We start from the raw sequence: 18,113 nt of genomic DNA, 5'->3' as shown, positions 1-18,113 counted from the left end.
GGTGGCCGCATGTCCGGCTCCTAGTGTTTGGGCTTGGGTTTGGGTTTGTGCCCAGGGCCGTGCGGTGGATGCGCGATCGGCTTCAGCGTCGCCGCCTTGCCGCCCAAGGCATGGGCATGGATCAGCACACCGTGCGGCGTGGCCTTGGTCTCGCCTTCGGCCACCAGCGGCTTGCCGACCACCAGCTGTTTGGCGAAGTCGCCACCGGCGTGCGGCGGAAACCGCACCGTGACCGCATCGTCCAGCAGCACGCCATGCACCTGCCCATGCGGACCGTGCAGCAACCGGGTGATGGTGCCGCTGTGCTGGGCTACTTCCGGCTTGGGCGGTTTGCCGGGCGGCTTGGGTTTGGGCTTGGGATGCGGCCCGTGCGGGCCTTCATCGAGAATGCGCTTGCCGCCTTCCGGATCGATGGCCAGCGCCACCAACATGTCCACATCGCGCGGCTTGAGGCCACGCACAGTGAGCGTGCTACCAGGCTTGAGCGCCTTCAGCAGCGCCTCGGACAGATGCGGCGGGGTGTGCACTTCGGTGCCATCGGTGAGCAGCAGACCGTCGATATCGGCCTTGGGGTTGAGCAGAAAACGCGCCAGGGTGCCGCGGGTGGCGGGGAGGAAATCAGGGTCGACCCAATGCATGGTGTTACTCCGAAAAAGGACCGGCATTACCGGTCAAGCCGCTGGCCGCGCGGAGGCGTGACCAGCGGAGGAAACCGACGAACAAGACAGGGGCGCTACGGTTCAACGGCCGGCCGGCGGAACCGGAGCGCCCGGCGGCGGTGGCGGCAGCGGGCCGTCCGGACGCGGCGCGCTGAACAGCGCACGCAGCGAGGAGCGATCACGCCCCAACTGGGTCGCCTCGATCGCACGCCCGTCCGGAGTGGCCACACCGAAGCCGCTGGCACTCAGTGGTGCGCCCACGCGCAGCAGATCGGTGAACTGCAGCGCCAGATGCGGCGGCATCCGCACCACCGTGCCATCGCTGACCAGCGCACCATTGACCTCGCCGGCAGGTCCATAGACCAGGCGCTGGATGGTGCCATCGGACTGCAACGGGGTCAGCTGGCCGGGGGTCGGCGGCGGCGGCGGGGCAGCGCCGAAGGTGGGCGGACGGTCGACCACCTCGCGGCCGCTACGGCCGGAGCGGATCGAACTGACCTGCAGCACCGGCAGATTGCCCAGGCGGAAGCCCTTGACGACGACACTGTCGCCGGCACGCACGGCCGCCTTCACTTCGCTGGAAAGATGCGGCGGAAACCCGACCTGGGTGCCGTCGCGCAGCCACAGTCCGTCGACCTCGCCATTGGGGTTGAGCAGGAACCGCTCGACGGTACCGCTCACGCTGACCGGCGTGGCGGCGACGGGGGTCGGCGGGGCCGGCGGAGCGCCGACCGGACCATTGGGAGCCGGGGGCGGCGGCGGCGCGGCCACCTGTGCGGCGGCGGCGCCGATGGTGCAGGCCAGGGCAATTGCAAGAACAGTGTGACGCATCATGGGGATGTCTCCTGCGCGGCGGGAAAGGGCCGCGTACCAGAGACGAAGCAGCAATCGTGTCAACCTATAAGCAACTGTTTTAAAATGACTTTATCTGGTCGATCGCTGGGTGGAGACGTCTGCATTTCATCCATCCTGTCCGGTTTGGGGACACCTGCCCCTCAGTCTGCGATCGATGCGCGCACGCGTGTCACAAGCCGTATTCCTCCAGCTTGCGATAGAGCAACTGCCGGTGGATGCCCAGCCGGCGCGCGGCCTCGGCGCGATTGCCCTGGCTTTGTTCCAGCGCCGACCGGATCATCTGCGTTTCCAGCCGCGCCACCGCTTCGGGCAGGGTGCCGGTGACCGCCGATGGCTGCGGCGGCGGCAACTCGCCCGCCTCGCCCAGCGCGTCATCCAGATCCGCCGCATCGATGCTGGCGCCGCGCACCAACACCTGGCTGCGCTGCATGACGTTGCGCAATTCACGCACGTTGCCAGGCCAGCGGTGCGCAAGCAGGCGCTCCTGCGCGGCCGGCGACAGGCTCTGCGCACGCGCTGCATCGGCGCTCAGGAAGTGCTGCGCCAGCAGCAGGATGTCCTGGCCACGCTCGGGCAACGGAGGCAGTTCGATCGGCACCACATTGAGGCGGTAACGCAGATCGCTACGAAAGCGCCCGTCGGCCACGCAGGCCGCCAGGTCGCGATGGGTGGCGGCCAGCACCCGCACATCCACCTTCTGCGGGCCGCTGCCACCCAATGGCGTCACCTCGCCTTCTTGCAGGAAACGCAGCAGCTTGGCTTGCATCGGCAATGGCATGTCGCCGATTTCGTCCAGAAACAACGTGCCGCCATCGGCTTCGCGAATCAGCCCGCGGCGGTCGCTGCTGGCGCCGGAAAACGCCCCCTTGCGATGGCCGAACAACTCGCTCTCCATCAATTCCAGCGGAATGGCCGCGCAGTTGACTGCAACAAATGGCGCACTGGCGCGCGGGCTGGCGCGATGCAGCGCGCGTGCGGCCAATTCCTTGCCGGTGCCGGTTTCACCGGTGATCAGCACCGGCAGATCGGACGCCGCTGCCAGCCCGATGCGCTTGTGCACGGTGCGCATCGCCGGGCTGTGGCCGACCAGTGCATCGTCGTCCTCGACCGGCGCAGGCGAGCTGTCTGCCGCTGCAGCCTGCGCATCGGCGCGACTGAGCAGCGCACGCTCCACTACCTCCACGATATCGGCACGACCGACCGGCTTGACCAGATGATCGAAGGCGCCCAGCGTCATCGCCTCGATCGTGTTGCCGCTGGAGACATGCGCGGTCAGCATCACCAGCGGCACCTGGCGCGCCTGCGCATCGTCCAGGCGCGCACGCAGCACCGCGATGCCATCCATGCCCGGCATGCGGAAATCCACGAACGCCATGTCGATGCCGCCTTCGCTCAGACGCGCCAGCCCGTCCGGCCCGTTCTCGGCGGCGACCACCGCATGCCCGAGCGAGCGCAAGGTGACCTGCAAGGTGGTACGAAACGCCGCATCGTCGTCGATGATCAGGATGCGCGCCATGGCAACTCCAGGATGAAATGGGTCAGCCCGTCGGCATGTGCGTAGCGCGCGTGTCCGCCATGCGCACGCGCGATCTCGCGCACCAGCGCCAGCCCCAGGCCATTGCCGTCGGCGCGGCCGCTGACGAACGGTTCGAACAACTGCGCAGCGATCGGTTCGACGACCGGCGCGCCGCGGTTGCAGACATCCACTTGCAACATGCCCTCCACTGCTGCCGCTTGCAGCGTAACCTCGCTGCCTGGCTCGGCATGCTGCGCGGCATTGCGCAGCAGGTTGTGCACCGCGCGCCCCAATTGCTGCGGATCCAGCATCCAGCGCAGCGGCGCCGCCGGCAGCAACAGACGGGGCGATGGCATCCCCGGCGGTAAGGGACTGTGTTCCAGTAGCCTCGCCAACCAGTCCTGCACCACCACCGTCTCCAGGTGCAGGCGAATCGGCTGCACCATGCCGAGCAGGCTCTCGACCACACCATCCAGGCGACGCATCTGCCCCAGCATCAACTCGCCATGCGCCGTGTCGTGAGGCGTCGCATCGCCGCGCGCGATCTCGTTTTCCAGCGCCAACCGCATCGTGGCGATCGGGTTGCGGATTTCATGCGCCACGGTGGCCGTCATGCGCCCGAGTGCGGCAAGCCGTTCGTGCCGCGACAGCTCGTCGGCCAGCCGGCGCGTCTGCGCCAGCGCCTGCGCGTTGCGCTGCGCATAGTCGTTGACCGCCGCGCCCAGACGGTCCAGTTCCGGCGTACCGGTCGGCGGAATGTGCGGCATCTCGGTGTCGGCCGCCAGCGCCTGCTGGATACGCTGCAGGCGCTGGCTCCAGCGCCGCACCAGCACGCCCAGCGCAATGGCCGATATCGCCACCATCGCGAAGATCAGCAACATGCCAACGACCAACGGCCGCCATGCGTCGGCCTTGCTGGCCGGCACCCGCGTCATGGCCCATGCCGCGCTGCTAGATGCCAACGGACAGGCGCTGATCAGCAGCACCTCGCGGCGACCGTCGCGACGGTATTGCGCCGCCTGCCTTGTCGTCACGCTCTGCTGCGCCGTGTGGACGATGTTGGCCCACTCGGCGGCGGGAATATCGGTCTTGTGATCGCTGCCGTCGTAGGTCGGGTACGCATAGGCGACAAAGCCCTTGTGCAGGTCCCAGACACCGCCTTCGACACCTGGCGCATCGGCCAGCACCAACTGCACCACCACCGCTGCCAGGCCCACGCCATCGTCGCCGCGACGCGCCGCCTCGCTTGCCCCGGCATAACGCTGCACGATGCGCGCGCATTGCCCGTCCAATTGCTGGCGCGCCTCCTCCAGCCGCACTCCCTCGGTCTGCCGATACAGGCCGTACAACATCGTGGCCACGCCCACACAGGCGGCCACGATCACCATCCAGATCAGCAACAGTTGCCGGAGCAGCGAACGGGGCATGGACAAAGCGGCCTGAAGAGGACAGCCAGTGTGCGTGAGTGCAACTGAATTAACGCAGGTTGGTCTTGACCAACGCGATGACCTCATCGCCACGTCCGCTCATCACCGCCTTGAGCAGATACAGGCCCATGCCCTTGGCCTGTTCGAGCTTGATCGCCGGTGGCACCGCCAGCTCCTGCGTGGCGATGCGCACATCCACCAGCGCCGGACCCGAATGCGCGAAGGCCTGGCGCAGTGCCCGCTCCAGTTGCGACGACTCATCGACACGAATGCCGAGAATACCCATCGCGTTGCTCATCGCCGCGAAATCCGGATTGCGCAACTCGGTACCGGTATCCAGGTAACCGGCCGTCTTCATCTCCATCGCCACGAATCCCAGCGAGGCGTTGTTGAACACCACCACCTTCACCGGCAGATTCAATTGCGCCAGCGAGATGAAGTCGCCCATCAACATTGCAAAGCCGCCATCGCCCGATAGCGAAATCACCTGTCGCCCGGGAAACGCCGCTTGTGCGCCCAGCGCCTGCGGCATGGCATTGGCCATCGAGCCATGATTGAACGATCCCAGCAGGCGGCGCTTGCCGTTCATGCGCAAGTAGCGCGCCGCCCACACCGTGGGTGTGCCGACATCGCAGGTGAACACTGCATCCTGATCGGCAATCTGGCTGATCAGGCGGGTCACGAACTGCGGGTGCAGCGGCTCGCCAGGATCTGCCGGCACCGCCAGATCGTCCAGCCCCTCGCGCGCGGTGCGGTAATGCGCAAGCGATTTCTCCAGAAAGCCACGCTCCTCGCGGCGCTGCAGCTGCGGCAGCAATGCCGCGATGGTTTCGCCCACATCGGCGGCAATGCCTAATTGAAGCGGCGTGCGCCGCCCCAGCGCGCTCGGATCGCGATCCACCTGCACGATGGTCGCGTCCTTCGGGTAGAACTGCCGGTACGGAAAATCCGTGCCGAGCATGAGCAAGGTGTCGCAATTGAGCATCGCGTGATAACCGGAACTGAAACCGATCAAGCCGGTCATGCCGACATCGAACGGGTTGTCCCACTCCACGTATTCCTTGCCGCGCAGCGCATGCACGATCGGCGCGCCCAGCGTATCGGCCAGCGCCACCACCGCATCGTGCGCATCGGCGCAGCCACTGCCGCACAGCAAGGTCACCGCCTTGCTCTGCTGCAAGAGCCCGGCCAGTTGCTGCACATCCTCGGCCGCCGGCAGCACGCGCGGCGCACGCAGCGCCGGCCATTGACTCGACAAATGCTTGTCCACCTCCAGCAGCGCGATATCGCCCGGAATCACCACCACCGCCACGCCCTGCTGCAGGATCGCCGAGCGCATCGCCCGATGCAGCACTTCCGGCAACTGCGCCGGGTTGGTCACCAACTCCACGAAGTGACTGCACTCGCGAAACAGCTCCTGCGGGTGGGTCTCCTGAAAATAGCTCAGCCCGATTTCGGACGAGGGGATATGCGCGGCGATTGCCAGCACCGGCTGGCGGCTGCGATGGCAATCGAACAGCCCGTTGATCAGGTGCAGATTGCCCGGACCGCAGCTACCCGCACACACCGCCAGCTGGCCGGTCACCGCCGCTTCGGCGCCTGCGGCGAACGCAGCCACTTCCTCGTGCCGCACATGCATCCACTCGATGGTCTGCATCTCGCGCAAGGCATCGGTCAAGCCATTGAGGCTGTCGCCGGTCACGCCCCAGATCCGCTCGACCCCGGCGCTCTCCAGCGTCTCGGCCAGAAACCGCGCCAACGTTCTCTTCTTCGCCACGATGCAGCTCCGCAAGTATGTTCACCAGGCGTGCAATGCTCCCAGCGGCGGCGTCAGTGCAATGTGCTCATATAGCGAGGGCGCGCAAAACGCTGGAAACCAGGCGATCTATCGCGTTTGGGCACACACACCTCACATCGGCGCCATGTAAGCGCTAGAGCATCACGTTTTGCACGTGCTGTACGCGCATTCGCATGCGACACAAGAAAGCGCAGCTGAATGTGACGCGATGATTCATCAACTGGTCAGTCCAAAATTCATGTCGCGTTCCATCGAATAACGGAGAATTTACATCTCGGCAGCGAACGGCATCCGCCTCAGCGCCGGTCCAATCAAATAAGTACAGGTATCCCGATCATGAAGACTTCTTTGCTGGCCCTCGGCCTTCTCGCAGCCCTGCCGTTTGCGGCCTCCGCTGCTGAAAACCTCTCCTACAACTTCGTCGAAGGCGACTATGTGCGCACTCCGACCGAAGGTCGCGATGCGGACGGTTGGGGCGTGAAGGCCTCGTACGCCATCGCTCCGAACTTCCACGTGTTCGGCGATTACAGCAAGCAGAACGCTGACGACAACAACAACGTGTTCGAGAACACCGACTCGGACTTCCAGCAGTGGGGCGTCGGCGTGGGCTTCAACCACGAAATCGCCACGAGCACCGACTTCGTTGCGCGCGTTGCCTACCGCAAGCTGGACCTGGACACCCCGAACATCAACTTCGACGGCTACAGCGTTGAAGCCGGTCTGCGTAACGCCTTCGGCGAGCACTTCGAAGTCTATGCCCTGGCTGGCTACGAAGATTTCTCCAAGAAGCGTGGCATCGACATCGGCGACAACTTCTACGGCCGCCTTGGCGCCCAGGTGAAGTTGAACCAGAACTGGGGCATCAACGGCGACATCCGTATGGATGGCGACGGCAACAAGGAATGGTCGGTCGGCCCGCGCTTCAGCTGGTAAGCCGCACGTTTGACTGCAACGCGATCTCTCTCCCGCGTTGCACTGGAAGCCCGGTCCCCCGACCGGGCTTCTTTCTTTTGGGCGACCGGTAGCCGGTGTGGGCACGCAGGTCACGACACGCGTCGCTTGGCACAGGGAACCTCGCCACCGATGTACCTGCGCCACCAGGGTTGGCCGCGCTCGCGTCGGGCCCCAACTACCTGGCGCCTGATCCGCCAAGGCCGTGCTTGCGCCACGCACCACGCAGCCAAACAAAAACGCCCGGTACTGCCGGGCGTTGTGTTGTGGTGCCGAGGTATTACCGGACCTGGCGCGGCGAACAAAACCGAGCGAGCAATCGTCCGGGGGCGTGGCCGGGGCGCGGACCAAAATGAAAGCATGGTGCGCGAAGATTCCGCGCACTAACCACGCAGGGCCGGGCAGTAGGCGCGGCCGTTTTGTCGACGTTCTCAGGTAAACAAGGTCTGCGGGTACTCTGGCTTGCGCTCGCGTGCCAGCAGCTCCTTCAAGCCTGCTTCCGGGGTGATTTCACCGTGCAATACCGCGCGCACGGCATTGGAGATCGGCAATTCGATGCCGTGGTGTTCGGCCTGGCGCATGACCTCATCGGCCGTCTGCACCGATTCGACCACCTGGCCGATCTCACGGATCGCATCGTCCAAGCTCTGCCCGCGCCCCAGGGCCAGACCCAGGCGCCGGTTGCGCGACAGATCGCCGGTGCAGGTCAGCACCAGATCGCCCAATCCGGCCAGGCCCATCAGGGTTTCCGGGCGCGCACCGATGACCGCGGCCAGACGCAACATCTCGTTCAAGCCCCGCGTGATCAGCCCGGCCCGGGCATTGAGACCAAGCTGCATGCCATCGGCCACGCCGGTGGCCACCGCCAGCACGTTCTTCATCGCCCCGCCGAGTTCGGCGCCCACCATGTCATCGCCGGTGTAGGCGCGGAAGGTGGGGCCATGCATCGCGTCGGCCACCACTTGCGGAAACGCCGCATCGTCGCCGTGCACGGTGATGGCGGTCGGCAGGCCAAGCGTGACTTCCTTGGCGAAGGAGGGCCCGGTCACCACGGCCAGCGGAACGCTGGGGCCGAGGATGTCGCGCGCAACCTCATGCAGGAACCGCCCGGAACCGGGCTCGAAACCTTTGGTCGCCCAGGCCACGCCGGCACCGACCGGGCGCAGCGGTGCGATCAGCCGGATGGTCTCGGTGAAGGCATGCGAGGGCACCACCACCAGGATCCAGGTGGCGTCGGCGACCGCCGCCCGCAGGTCGGTGGTGGCACGCAGGCTGTCGGGCAATGCAATGCCCGGCAGATAGCGCGCGTTCTCGTGGGTGCGGTCGATGGTGTCCACCATCGCCGCATCGCGCCCCCAGAGCACGGTGGGATGACCGTGTCTGGCGAGCAGCGCGGCCAGGGCCGTGCCCCAGGAACCGGCGCCGAGAACGGCGATCTTGTGGGTCCAATCGCTCATCGGCGCAATCAACGCTTAGGCGTTGCCGGCCGGCTCGGAATCGGCCAGCGAGGTGCCTTCGTTCTGACGCTGACGCAGGGTTTCTGCGTACAGGGCTTCGAAATTGATCGGCTGCAGATAGAACGGCGGGAAGCCACCGGCCTGGATCAGGTCGCTGACCAGGGTGCGCACGTATGGGAACAGGATGTTCGGGCACTGGGTGCCGAGCAGCACGTCGATCGCCTGCGGGTCCAGGCCGACCAGGCCGAACACGCCGGCCTGCTGCACTTCGGCCACATAGGCCGTCTTGCCGCCGGCGGTGCAGGTCAGGGTCACGGCCAACACCACTTCGAACGCGTTGTCGTTGAGGCGCTGCACCTTCTGGTTGAGGTTCAACTGCAGCTCGGGCTGGTTGGCGTCATTGAAGACGGCCGGTGCGTTCGGAGATTCGAAGGACACGTCCTTGACGTAAATCTTTTCGATGGTGAAGGCGGGACCAGCAGCGGCGTCGGCCGGCGCAGCGGCGCCGTTGAGGATTTCGTCGGACATTCCTAACTCCAGAAACGGTTCGGTGGATGCAGCGTTGAGTGATGCGAACGTGAAAGCGCAAGTCTCTCACGCCAGCAATGGGGGCGTGCCGGTTGCCGCACAAGGCGGATCAGCGGCCCTTGATCAGTGGCAGCTCGGCCATCTGCCAGGCAGCCACGCCGCCTTCGAGCCAGTACACCTTCTCGAAGCCGGCCTTCTTGAGCGTCTTGGCCGCGCCCGCGGAGGTGTTGCCGCTACGGCAGACCACCACCACGGGCGATGCCTTGGCGTTGGCCAGCAGCTTGCCGGCCGGATCGAACTTGGCCAGCGCCACGTTGCGGCTGCCGGCGATATGGCCCTTCTCGAAATCGGCGGTGGGCGACAGGTCGATCACCAGCGCGTTTTCGCTGTTGATCAGACGGGTCAGCTCGGCCGGCTTGAGCGCGCGATAGCCGCGGAACAGGCGCGCGACCTCGGTGACGATCAGGGCGATGGTCAGGCCCACCAGGGCCAGCGACAACATGGGGTTGCGGCCGACAAAGGCCTGCAGCTCTTCAAAATTCACGGGGTCAGGGTCAGTCGAGCGGGCGGGAATTGTCGCACAGCTGGCGCACGCGACGCCCGGCGCGCAGGGGCCAGGCTACTGGCCCTTCCACAGGTCAGGCAGGCCGCTGGCCAGCCACCAGCGCTTCTGCTCGGGATTCCAGCGCCAGAGCTCGACGCTGCGCACCAGCCGTTCGGCCTGGGTATTGCGGTTGATCACCCGCAACTCGACCTCGCGCCGCAGGTCGCCATTGGGGTCTTGACCCACGCGCACTTCGCGATAGCCGGAAATCTGCACCTGCTCGTAGCGCGAGCGTTCCAGGTCGCTGAGCGGGTGCGCCTGGGCATAGGCCGGCTCGACGAAGCCCTGCGCGGCATCGAAATCGTTCCAGCGCACGGCGGCCGTGTAGGCGGCCTGGGTGGTTTCCAGCGCACGCGCCTGGGCACGGCTGCCGGCATTGGCCACCCCGCTCAGCAGTGCCAGCCCAAGCAGCACGATCGTTGTAATGACTGCACGCATGCGTATTCCCCGGATCCAGCCGGCATCCTACCGTTTTGGAAACGCCACGAAACGCCCGCTCAAGGTGGCCGCGGCAGCGCCGGAGCCCAGCGCGATCTGCGCGCGCATGCCGATGCGCGCCTTGCCGCGCTGCCGGAACGTCGCCAGAAAGGCCTCCCAGCTTCCCAACTCGGACGGCTCGGCATTGGCGACCAGGTCTTCGTACACCGGCGCGACATAGCGCAGCTGGCTGTCGGCGACGTAGACATCGGCGTGATGCCCGGCCAGTTGCAGCTGCAGTGTCAGCCAGCCCCAGCTGGCCAGCGTCATCAGAGAGGCCAGGCTGCCGCCGAAGGCATTGGCCTTGTCGTTGACGTTGGCCTGCAGCGGCGCCCGCAGGCGCAACGCACCATCGTGCAACCCGTCAACGGCGATGCCCATCGACAGCACCGGCGGCATGGCGATGAACTGCTGCTGCAGCGACTGCAGGGCGGATGCGAGCGTGCACGAAGGAGTCATCGGCAAAGACTAAAGACGGCGAAGGGCGGCATCATGCCGCAATGTGCTGCAAGCGTCTTGTGCACCTGCATGACATGCGGTACCGCATGGTGAATGCAGTCATCGCCACCTGCGATGTGCGGGCCGGCATCGCCCTGGTGGCGTGCAACAAACGTCTCGACATCTTGGCCCAGCCCGGATCACGCGCTCGGTCAGCGAGCGGTGTCCGCCACGGTGCCTGCCGGTGGCGTTGCAGATAGCGCACCATGCCTAAAACCGCCCGCCAACGACCGTGCAATCGCCAGGCACAACCAACGCCTGCGCGCGACGGTTTGTTTGCCGCGCTACGGCGCAAAGACCACCTTGCGATAGCCCTGCGCCACGCGCAACAGCGCGATGGCCTTGGCTTTCCAATGCGTACTGCGCCGCTTCTGTGCGTGCGTCAGCGGCGCATCGATCGTGCTGGTAAACACGATGTTTTCCGCAGCTGCGTGGAAGAGTTTGTCCTGGATACACGCAGCCGGCGAGAGTTGATAGGTGGACAACTGATGCGCCACTGGCGACTCGTTCCAGCCGAACAAAAAAATATCGGCCATGGTGTGCCAGCGCGCCTGTGCGGCCAACAGCAATCGCGCTGCATCCCTGCTGATGATCAGCGCGCCGGCACACACCGGCCAGCAATGCTGATACGTCGATGGCCGCACCAGGCGCAGTTGGCGCCCGGCGACATCCGCCACCTTGGCATCGAGCTTGATGCGGTTGTAGGACGGCTCCAGCCGCACGATGCTGGGGCCGCCCGGCAGCCAGTGGGTGCTGCCCAGCAACGCCGGCAGTGCATCGGACAGATGCATGTCGTCTTCGAAAATCGCCGTGTAGGCGTCGTCGGAATCGGCCGCAATGCGCCACGCTGCCTGGTGACTGAGAAAACAGCCGATGTTGGACGCTGTCCACTTGCGCGGGCCGGTGCTGAAGGCATCGCCCGACCCTTCCAGCGGGCGCTCGCGTACGAACTCGGCGATCTGCTCGTCCGTCAGCGTGGCGCCATCGACGGCAGCAATGCGCTCGAACGGCAGGCCCAGCGCATCCAAGCGCGCCGACATGGCCTGCAGCCGGTCGCCGCTGCGCTGCATATTGATGAGGTAGGACTTGATCACTTCGCCGCTCCGGCACGGTTGTCGGCCAGGAGCGTGACCGGATTCCCAGCGCTTGCAAGAGGTTCTGGAATGAGTCGAAGGGCTCCGGTCAGGATGCCAACATCATCACTCCGGTTGCCGGCACTCGCCGACGATTCGCACTGGCACCCCTGGATGCGGCGACAGTGCGCCGCAGGTGACCGGCGCTCTCGCATAATCACCTCATGACCGGCCTTGCCCATCCCGATGCTGCCTGGACCCTGATCTCGCTACGCCCCAGCGGTGAACATGCGCCGCTACGGCGGGCAGTTGCGCGGCATGGCGGACGGGTACTTGCGCTGTCGCCGTGGCGCTTGCAGACCAACGACACCGCACAGGCGCGGGACGCGCTGCGGCAGGCGCTGGCAGCGCCGATTGCGATCTTCACCAGCCCGGCAGCGGTGCAGGCCGCGCATCGTCTGGCGCCGCTGCAGCGCCCGGCGCAGGCGCACTGGGTCAGCGTGGGCGAAGGCACTGCGCGCGCACTGCACGCCTGCGGCATCGACACCGTGATACGGCCGGCGCGCATGGACAGCGAAGGCCTGCTTGCGCTGCCCATGCTGCAGGCGCCGCTACAGGCCGTCGGGCTGATCACCGCCCCCGGCGGACGCGGCATGCTGGCGCCAACGCTGCAGCAGCGCGGTGCGCGCATCGTGCGTGCCGATGTCTATCAACGCATCCCGCTGCGCTTGCGCGCCTCGGCCATCCAGGCATTGTCGCTTGCGCTGCCGCGCAGCGTGCTGGCGCTCAGTAGCGCAGAAGCGCTGGCACTGGTTCTGCAGCAGCTGCCTGCCGAACTGGTCGCTGCGTGGCAACAGCGTCCGGTGGTGGCATCCAGCGATCGCATGCTCGAAGCCGCACACGCCGCCGGCTTCGTGCATGGCATGCGCGCACATGGCCCGCTGCCGTTGCAGCTTGCAGCTGCTGCCGAAGCGGCGATCATGACACCACCGCGACCTTGCTGAACTGCGAACTCAAGCACAGCTTGCCGCCGTCCGGCGCTGCACGCCATGCTGTGTGCGATGACTGCGGCGCCTGCGCCGGTCGTGACTGCCCGAGGATGTCCGAATGACCGAAATGCCCGCTCCTGCGCGACGCTTTCCCTTGGCATGGCTGCTGCTTGTATTGGCCGTGGCGGCCGTCGGCGTGGCGCTGTTGCTGGGCTGGCGGGCGTGGCAGAACTATCAGGCAACGCAACTGCAGGCCGCGCAGGCGCAGCAGCAACGCTGGGACGCCACCCAGCAACTGCTGGAGACGCTGCGCCGCGATCAGCGCCTGGCCAATGAGCGCCTGCAGGATGCGTCGGCCACCAACCGCGTACTGCGCGACGAGATGCTGGGCCTGAGTCAGCGCAGCGCCTTGCTCGAAGACACCGTGCAAAAGCTGGCCGACCCCAACCGTCATGGCGCACAGGCGCTGCGCCTGGATGAAGTGGAGCTGCTGCTGCGGCTTGGCCAGCAGCGCCTGAGTATCGCCGGCGATGCCGACGGCGCGCGGCGCGCCTATGCGTTGGCCAACAGCGCACTCAACGGCATCGACGACCCCGGTTACCTCAATCTGCGTCAGGCATTGGTGCAGGAACGCGATGCGCTGGAGCGTCTCGGGGCCGGCCCGCAGGCGGAGGCCGGCAAGAATCTGGACACCTTGGCCGCCGAGTTGCAGCGCCTGCCGGAACAGCCCGCACAGGCCAGCGACGCGGCGCAACCGTGGTGGCAAAAGGCGCTGGCGCCGCTGGTGGACATCCGTCCCAGCCGCGGCGACGCCTTGCTGACCGGCGCCGACCGGCGTGCTGCGCGCGATGCCGCGCAGATCGAAATCAGCCTAGCCCGCGCGGCCGCCGAACGTGGCGATGCTGCCGGTTTTGCGCAATCGCTGCGCCGCGTGGACACCTGGGCCACCCGGCTCTGGCCGGATTCGCCGCAACGTCGTCAGCTGCGTGCACGCTTGCGCAGCCTGCAACAAGCGCCACTGCGTCCGCGCCTGCCGGAGCTGGGCACCACCCTGCTGCAACTGCAGGCCATGCGTGAAGGGAGATCTACCCAATGAAAGTGTTGCGTACCGTCTTGATCCTGCTGGTTGCCGTGGCGCTGGGCGTGCTCGGCGCACAGTGGCTGTCGCACCAGAACAGCTACGACCTGGGCAATGTCGTTGTCAGCGTGGGCGGTAACGACTATCACGCCGCCATGCCGCAGGCGCTGCTGATCCTGCTGATCGCATTGCTGGTGCTGTGGCTGCTATGGACGTTGATCAGCCTGCCCTTCCGCGTGTGGGGCAAGTACCGCCGCAACAAGGGCCGTGCGCGTTTGATCGAAGGTCTGCGCGCTGCCGATCATGGCCAATGGCAGCGCGCCGAGCGGCTGCTGGTCAGTGCCAGCGAAGACGACGAGGTGAGCGGCATTGCCCTGGCCAGCGCGGTGCGCGTGGCCGATGCGCGCGGCGACGAGGCAGCGGCCACCGCACTTGCAAAGCAACTGGCCGAGCGCGACCCGACAGGATATGCGCTGTTGCAGGGCGAGCGGCACCTGGCGCGCCAGCGCCCGGTGGATGCGATCAACGCACTGGATAGCGCCAACGCGCAGCCGTTGCCGGCGCGCGGCCTGCTGTTGCGCACCCACGCCCTGGCGCAGATCGGCCGCGCCGACGAAGCCTATGGACAGCTCGGCGCCCTGCGTCAGCAGGCGGTCCTGGCGCCCGATGCCTACAGCACGCTGGAAGCGACGCTGGCCGAGCAGACCCTGTTGCAGGCCAGCGACGCCAATGCATTGGCCGAGCGCTGGGAAGCATTGCCCAAGGCATTACGCACCATTCCCGCAGTGGTGGGCGCCTATGCGCAGCGCGCGGCCGTGCTGCATTGGGACGATGCCGCCGTGCATAGCCTGGAACAGGCGCTGGACGCGCAATGGGACGAATCGCTGGTACGCCTGTACGGCGTGCTGCCGCTGGAAAAATACGATTCGCGCCGCGCCAGCGCGCAACGCTGGCTCACCCAATATCCCGACAGCCCAGGTCTGTTGCTGACCCTGGCGCGGCTTGCGCGGCATCAACAGCAGTGGTCGCAAGCCGAGGAATTCCTGCATCGCGCCATCGCAGCCGGCGCCGGCAGCGAGGCCTGGGAAGAGCTCGGACACGGGTTTGCCGCCTCCGGCGACCTGCTTTCGGCACAGCATTGCTACGCCAATGCCTTGCGCGCTGCGCGCGGCGAGCCGGTGATCGAGGACATGCCACAGCAGTCGTTGCGCGGGCCGGTCGTGAGCGCGTACGACCCCGCGCCCATCGATCCGCACGCAGCGGACGATCGCATCCTGTAATCAAGACAGCGGCGGTATGCGATGTGCGTACCGCCGCATTGCACTCCGAAGAACGAGGCGACTGCGCGCCAAGCGGGCATCTACTTCATCGAAGAAGTTGACGTCGCGCTGTTGCCACGCAGCGATGGAATTCAGGATAGAGGATCCGCAAAGGCCGCGACTGCACCTGCGAATCCCGAATCACCAATGCCCAATCCCCTGCCGCGCGGCGGCATCAGCGCTCGACGATGGCCACCACGCCCATGCCGCCGGCGGTGCAGATCGAAATCAATGCACGTCCGCCGCCGCGTTCTTCCAGCTGTTTGGCAGCGGTGGCCACCACACGTGCGCCAGTGGCGGCGAACGGGTGGCCGGTAGCCAGCGACGAGCCCAGCGGATTGATCTTGTCCGGATCGATGCGACCCAGCGACGCGTCCAGCCCGAGGCGATTGCGGCAGTAATCCTCGCTTTCCCAGGCGCGCAGCGTGCACAGCACCTGCGCGGCGAAGGCCTCGTGGATTTCGTAGATATCGAAGTCCTGCAGGGTCAGGCCCTGGCGCGCCAGCATCTGCGGCACCGCGATGGTGGGCGCCATCAGCAGGCCTTCGCCATGCACGAAATCCACTGCCGCCACCTGCGCATCGCGCAGGTAGGCCATCGGCGTGTGGCCATGCGCCAGCGCCCAGGCTTCGCTGGAGAGCAGCACCGCGGCGGCGCCATCGGTGAGCGGGGTGGAGTTGGCGGCGGTGAGCGTGCCGCGGCCGGAGGTCTTGTCGAATGCCGGGCGCAAGGTCGCGAGTTTTTCCAGCGAGGTGTCGGCGCGCAGGATGTTGTCGCGCGAGACGCCGCGGAATGGCGCGATCAGGCTGTCGAAGAAGCCGCGCTCATAGGCAGCGGCCAGCTTGTGGTGCGAGGCCACCGCCCATTCGTCCTGCGAATCGCGCGAGATGTTCCATTCCTTGGCCATGTCTTCGCAATGGTCGCCCATGCTCTTGCCGGTGCGCGGCTCGGCCACGCCGGGAAATTCGGGCTTGAGTTCGGCCAGCTTGAAGCCGCGCAGCAGGGCCTTGAGCTTGTCGCCGGTGGCCTTGGCGCGGTTGGCAGCCAGCAGCCGTGCGCGCAACTTCTTGCCGTACACGATCGGCACTTCGGAGGTGGTGTCAGAGCCGCCGCCGATACCCGAGTCGATCTGCCCCAGCGCGATCTTGTTGGCGATGGTGATCACCGAATCCAGGCTGGTGCCGCAGGCGCGCTGTAGGGTGATGCCCGGCGTCAGCGGCGACAGACCCGACGACAGCGCCGCCTCGCGCGCCAGGTTCCAGTCGGCGGAGTGCTTGATCACCGCGCCCATCGCCACTTCGCCCAATTGCTGCCCATGCAACCCGAAGCGCTCGACCAACGCGCCCAGCGTGCGCACCGACATGCCCAGGTTGCCCACATCCGCATACGCGGTGTTCTGACGACAGAACGGGATACGAACGCCGCCCAGAATGGCGACGGGACGGGCTGCGGGCATCGGTTGACCTGGCATGGAGGACTCGGGGACATGGCCTGCACAGGGCCGGCAGGCATAATCGCCGCAGTGTAGCTTCGACCCCGTGATGGGCCAACCGCGAATCATGAGCAAGACCGAACAAAGCGTCACCGCCATGGGTGTGCTGGCGCTGGAATTGACCGGCGGAAGCGCCCCCGAGCGCGGCGCCTTGGTGCCGGCGCAGGCCGGCATGCTGGCCGAACGCATCGGCCGCGACTTGGCGCAATGGATCCCGGAAGTCCGCGATCTGGAATTGAGCGTGGCATTGGCGCATTTCGATCCGGCCGAGGTACTGCGACCGGGCTGGCCGCTGCACCGGCGCCTGGAAGAGCTGCAGGCGCGTGCGCCAGGGCGCGACCAGGGCCCGCGGGTGCTGGCCTTCGGTGCCGACGCGCAAGGCGAGATTCCGCTGCCGTTCCAGGCCGATGCGCAACTGGTCGGCGGTGGGTTGCGCGTGCTGCCGTTCGTGCTTTCCGGCGACCCGCAGACGGTTGCCACCGTGGCCGATGCGATGGAAGAGGTGCTACTGGCCCAAGGCATGGCGCAGGCCGATACCGCGTTGCTGGCGCAGGAAAGCTTCGGCGCCCGCATCGAGCATGCGCGGTATCTCACCGCCAACGATCTGGCGGCGATGATGTCGATGCAGTACGACAATCAGGGCCTGGCGCCGCTGTGGCCGCTGATCGAAGCCGCACTGCTGGCACCGCACACCGAAGAATGGCTGGAGCAGCCCCCCGAACCGGTATTGCGCTACACCGAAGGCGAAGTGCGCATCGCCCTGTTCGACCCGGCAGGCTGGTGCGATTACTACGCGCACGACCGCGAAGACTGCGAACGCCTGCGCGGGGTGTACGAGCACTATCTGGCACGCCAGCGGCAGATGGCCGCGGTGCTGGAAGCGCACGGGCTACCTGTGCTTTACGTGCATATCGAGCCGGGCCAGGATCCGCGGCAGGCGCTGGCGGCCTAACCAATGCGCACTGCCTGCCCGACCTGCACGGTCGCGCCTGGCGGCAGCACCGCTTCTACCGTCACGCGACGGCATAGTTCCGCCGTATGACGACAGGCAGCGCGCTTATCCGCTGGCGTGGGCACCGAAACATCGCCGGCATGTGAAGCGCACCTGTAGGCCCGCGGCGTTGCAGCCAAAACCCGCATCTACCTCCCGGTGGCGGTAGGCACCTGTCTTTCTGCGGCCCCTGCCAGCATCTCATCGACTGACCACCGCTGGCTCCGGTCGGATCACCTAGGCCTGTGCATCGTTGACGTTCGTGCTTTTCGACTTGCCGTATCAGGCGTTTTGCACTCGGTCGGGCATCCGGGCGTAGACGGCGTAGAGAACCGCGCTGTGGTCGGTTACATGCCGTTCGGAATGGACACCGCTCAGGCGGGTGCTGTTCCGGGGCTTGC

General features: G+C 66.5%; 17 protein-coding genes. 5 read left to right on the top strand and 12 right to left on the bottom strand.

Annotated elements, in window-relative coordinates; genetic code table 11:
- Window positions 1-20: 20 nt before the first annotated feature.
- The 5 genes from FLG15_RS00525 to poxB form a co-directional block, all read right to left on the bottom strand.
- A complete protein-coding gene (locus tag FLG15_RS00525) occupies window positions 21-638 on the bottom strand; it encodes a hypothetical protein (RefSeq protein ID WP_150145320.1) in 618 nt (205 codons plus the stop codon).
- Window positions 639-740: 102 nt separating this feature from the next.
- Complete coding sequence (locus FLG15_RS00520; protein ID WP_057679159.1) at window positions 741-1,493, bottom strand: hypothetical protein; 753 nt, start codon at window positions 1,491-1,493, stop codon at window positions 741-743.
- A 190-nt stretch (window positions 1,494-1,683) separates the two neighbouring features.
- Window positions 1,684-3,030 (bottom strand): sigma-54-dependent transcriptional regulator, encoded by a 1,347-nt coding sequence (locus tag FLG15_RS00515; protein ID WP_057679160.1) that lies wholly within the window; start codon window positions 3,028-3,030, stop codon window positions 1,684-1,686.
- Window positions 3,015-4,457, bottom strand: coding sequence for a sensor histidine kinase (locus FLG15_RS00510; protein ID WP_150145317.1), 1,443 nt, complete (start codon window positions 4,455-4,457; stop codon window positions 3,015-3,017). Before FLG15_RS00510 ends, FLG15_RS00515 begins: the two co-directional genes overlap by 16 nt.
- Before the next feature lie 49 nt (window positions 4,458-4,506).
- The gene (poxB, locus tag FLG15_RS00505; protein ID WP_209226771.1) at window positions 4,507-6,216 is read right to left on the bottom strand and encodes a ubiquinone-dependent pyruvate dehydrogenase; all 1,710 of its coding nucleotides are present in this window, start codon (window positions 6,214-6,216) and stop codon (window positions 4,507-4,509) included.
- Between the two features lie 375 nt (window positions 6,217-6,591).
- Here poxB and FLG15_RS00500 point away from each other — a divergent pair, with 375 nt between their 5' ends.
- On the top strand, window positions 6,592-7,188 hold the full coding sequence (locus tag FLG15_RS00500) for an OmpO family porin (RefSeq protein WP_003488520.1): 597 nt from the start codon (window positions 6,592-6,594) through the stop codon (window positions 7,186-7,188).
- A gap of 449 nt (window positions 7,189-7,637) precedes the next feature.
- On the opposite strand, the gene FLG15_RS00495 is transcribed toward FLG15_RS00500, so the two are convergent.
- The 6 genes from FLG15_RS00495 to FLG15_RS00470 form a co-directional block, all read right to left on the bottom strand.
- The gene (locus tag FLG15_RS00495) at window positions 7,638-8,663 is read right to left on the bottom strand and encodes an NAD(P)H-dependent glycerol-3-phosphate dehydrogenase (RefSeq protein WP_057679170.1); all 1,026 of its coding nucleotides are present in this window, start codon (window positions 8,661-8,663) and stop codon (window positions 7,638-7,640) included.
- A 15-nt stretch (window positions 8,664-8,678) separates the two neighbouring features.
- The gene (gene secB / locus FLG15_RS00490) at window positions 8,679-9,191 is read right to left on the bottom strand and encodes a protein-export chaperone SecB (RefSeq protein ID WP_003488515.1); all 513 of its coding nucleotides are present in this window, start codon (window positions 9,189-9,191) and stop codon (window positions 8,679-8,681) included.
- 109 nt (window positions 9,192-9,300) lie between these two features.
- Complete coding sequence (locus FLG15_RS00485; protein WP_017156410.1) at window positions 9,301-9,735, bottom strand: rhodanese-like domain-containing protein; 435 nt, start codon at window positions 9,733-9,735, stop codon at window positions 9,301-9,303.
- A gap of 75 nt (window positions 9,736-9,810) precedes the next feature.
- Entirely contained in the window at window positions 9,811-10,233 is a 423-nt protein-coding gene (locus tag FLG15_RS00480; RefSeq protein WP_057679162.1) for a hypothetical protein, read from the bottom strand.
- Window positions 10,234-10,260: 27 nt separating this feature from the next.
- Window positions 10,261-10,731, bottom strand: a complete 471-nt coding sequence (locus FLG15_RS00475) for a YiiD C-terminal domain-containing protein (protein WP_017156408.1) — start codon at window positions 10,729-10,731, stop codon at window positions 10,261-10,263.
- Window positions 10,732-11,054: 323 nt separating this feature from the next.
- Window positions 11,055-11,864 (bottom strand): glycosyltransferase family 25 protein, encoded by an 810-nt coding sequence (locus FLG15_RS00470; RefSeq protein ID WP_150145312.1) that lies wholly within the window; start codon window positions 11,862-11,864, stop codon window positions 11,055-11,057.
- 203 nt (window positions 11,865-12,067) lie between these two features.
- Here FLG15_RS00470 and FLG15_RS00465 point away from each other — a divergent pair, with 203 nt between their 5' ends.
- From FLG15_RS00465 to FLG15_RS00455, 3 genes are all read left to right on the top strand, one after another.
- Entirely contained in the window at window positions 12,068-12,847 is a 780-nt protein-coding gene (locus tag FLG15_RS00465) for a uroporphyrinogen-III synthase (protein ID WP_057679164.1), read from the top strand.
- A 103-nt stretch (window positions 12,848-12,950) separates the two neighbouring features.
- Window positions 12,951-13,928: a uroporphyrinogen-III C-methyltransferase gene (locus FLG15_RS00460; RefSeq protein ID WP_057679165.1), complete on the top strand. Its 978-nt coding sequence runs from the start codon at window positions 12,951-12,953 to the stop codon at window positions 13,926-13,928.
- Window positions 13,925-15,190 carry a heme biosynthesis protein HemY gene (locus tag FLG15_RS00455; RefSeq protein ID WP_150145309.1) on the top strand — a complete coding sequence of 422 codons (1,266 nt, stop codon included), beginning with the start codon at window positions 13,925-13,927 and terminating at the stop codon, window positions 15,188-15,190. Before FLG15_RS00460 ends, FLG15_RS00455 begins: the two co-directional genes overlap by 4 nt.
- Window positions 15,191-15,404: 214 nt before the next feature.
- Here the strand turns inward: FLG15_RS00455 and FLG15_RS00450 are convergent, their stop codons facing one another.
- Window positions 15,405-16,700, bottom strand: coding sequence for an acetyl-CoA C-acetyltransferase (locus FLG15_RS00450; RefSeq protein WP_057679167.1), 1,296 nt, complete (start codon window positions 16,698-16,700; stop codon window positions 15,405-15,407).
- Between the two features lie 88 nt (window positions 16,701-16,788).
- On the opposite strand from FLG15_RS00450, the gene FLG15_RS00445 reads away from it, so the two are divergent.
- Window positions 16,789-17,673: a hypothetical protein gene (locus FLG15_RS00445; RefSeq protein WP_057659320.1), complete on the top strand. Its 885-nt coding sequence runs from the start codon at window positions 16,789-16,791 to the stop codon at window positions 17,671-17,673.
- The last annotated feature ends 440 nt before the right edge of the window (window positions 17,674-18,113 follow it).

This window comes from Xanthomonas phaseoli pv. dieffenbachiae, from assembly GCF_008639345.1.
Classification (GTDB): domain Bacteria; phylum Pseudomonadota; class Gammaproteobacteria; order Xanthomonadales; family Xanthomonadaceae; genus Xanthomonas; species Xanthomonas phaseoli.
The sequence above is the reverse complement of the archived record's forward strand: the minus strand, read 5'-3'. Positions and strand labels throughout refer to the sequence as shown.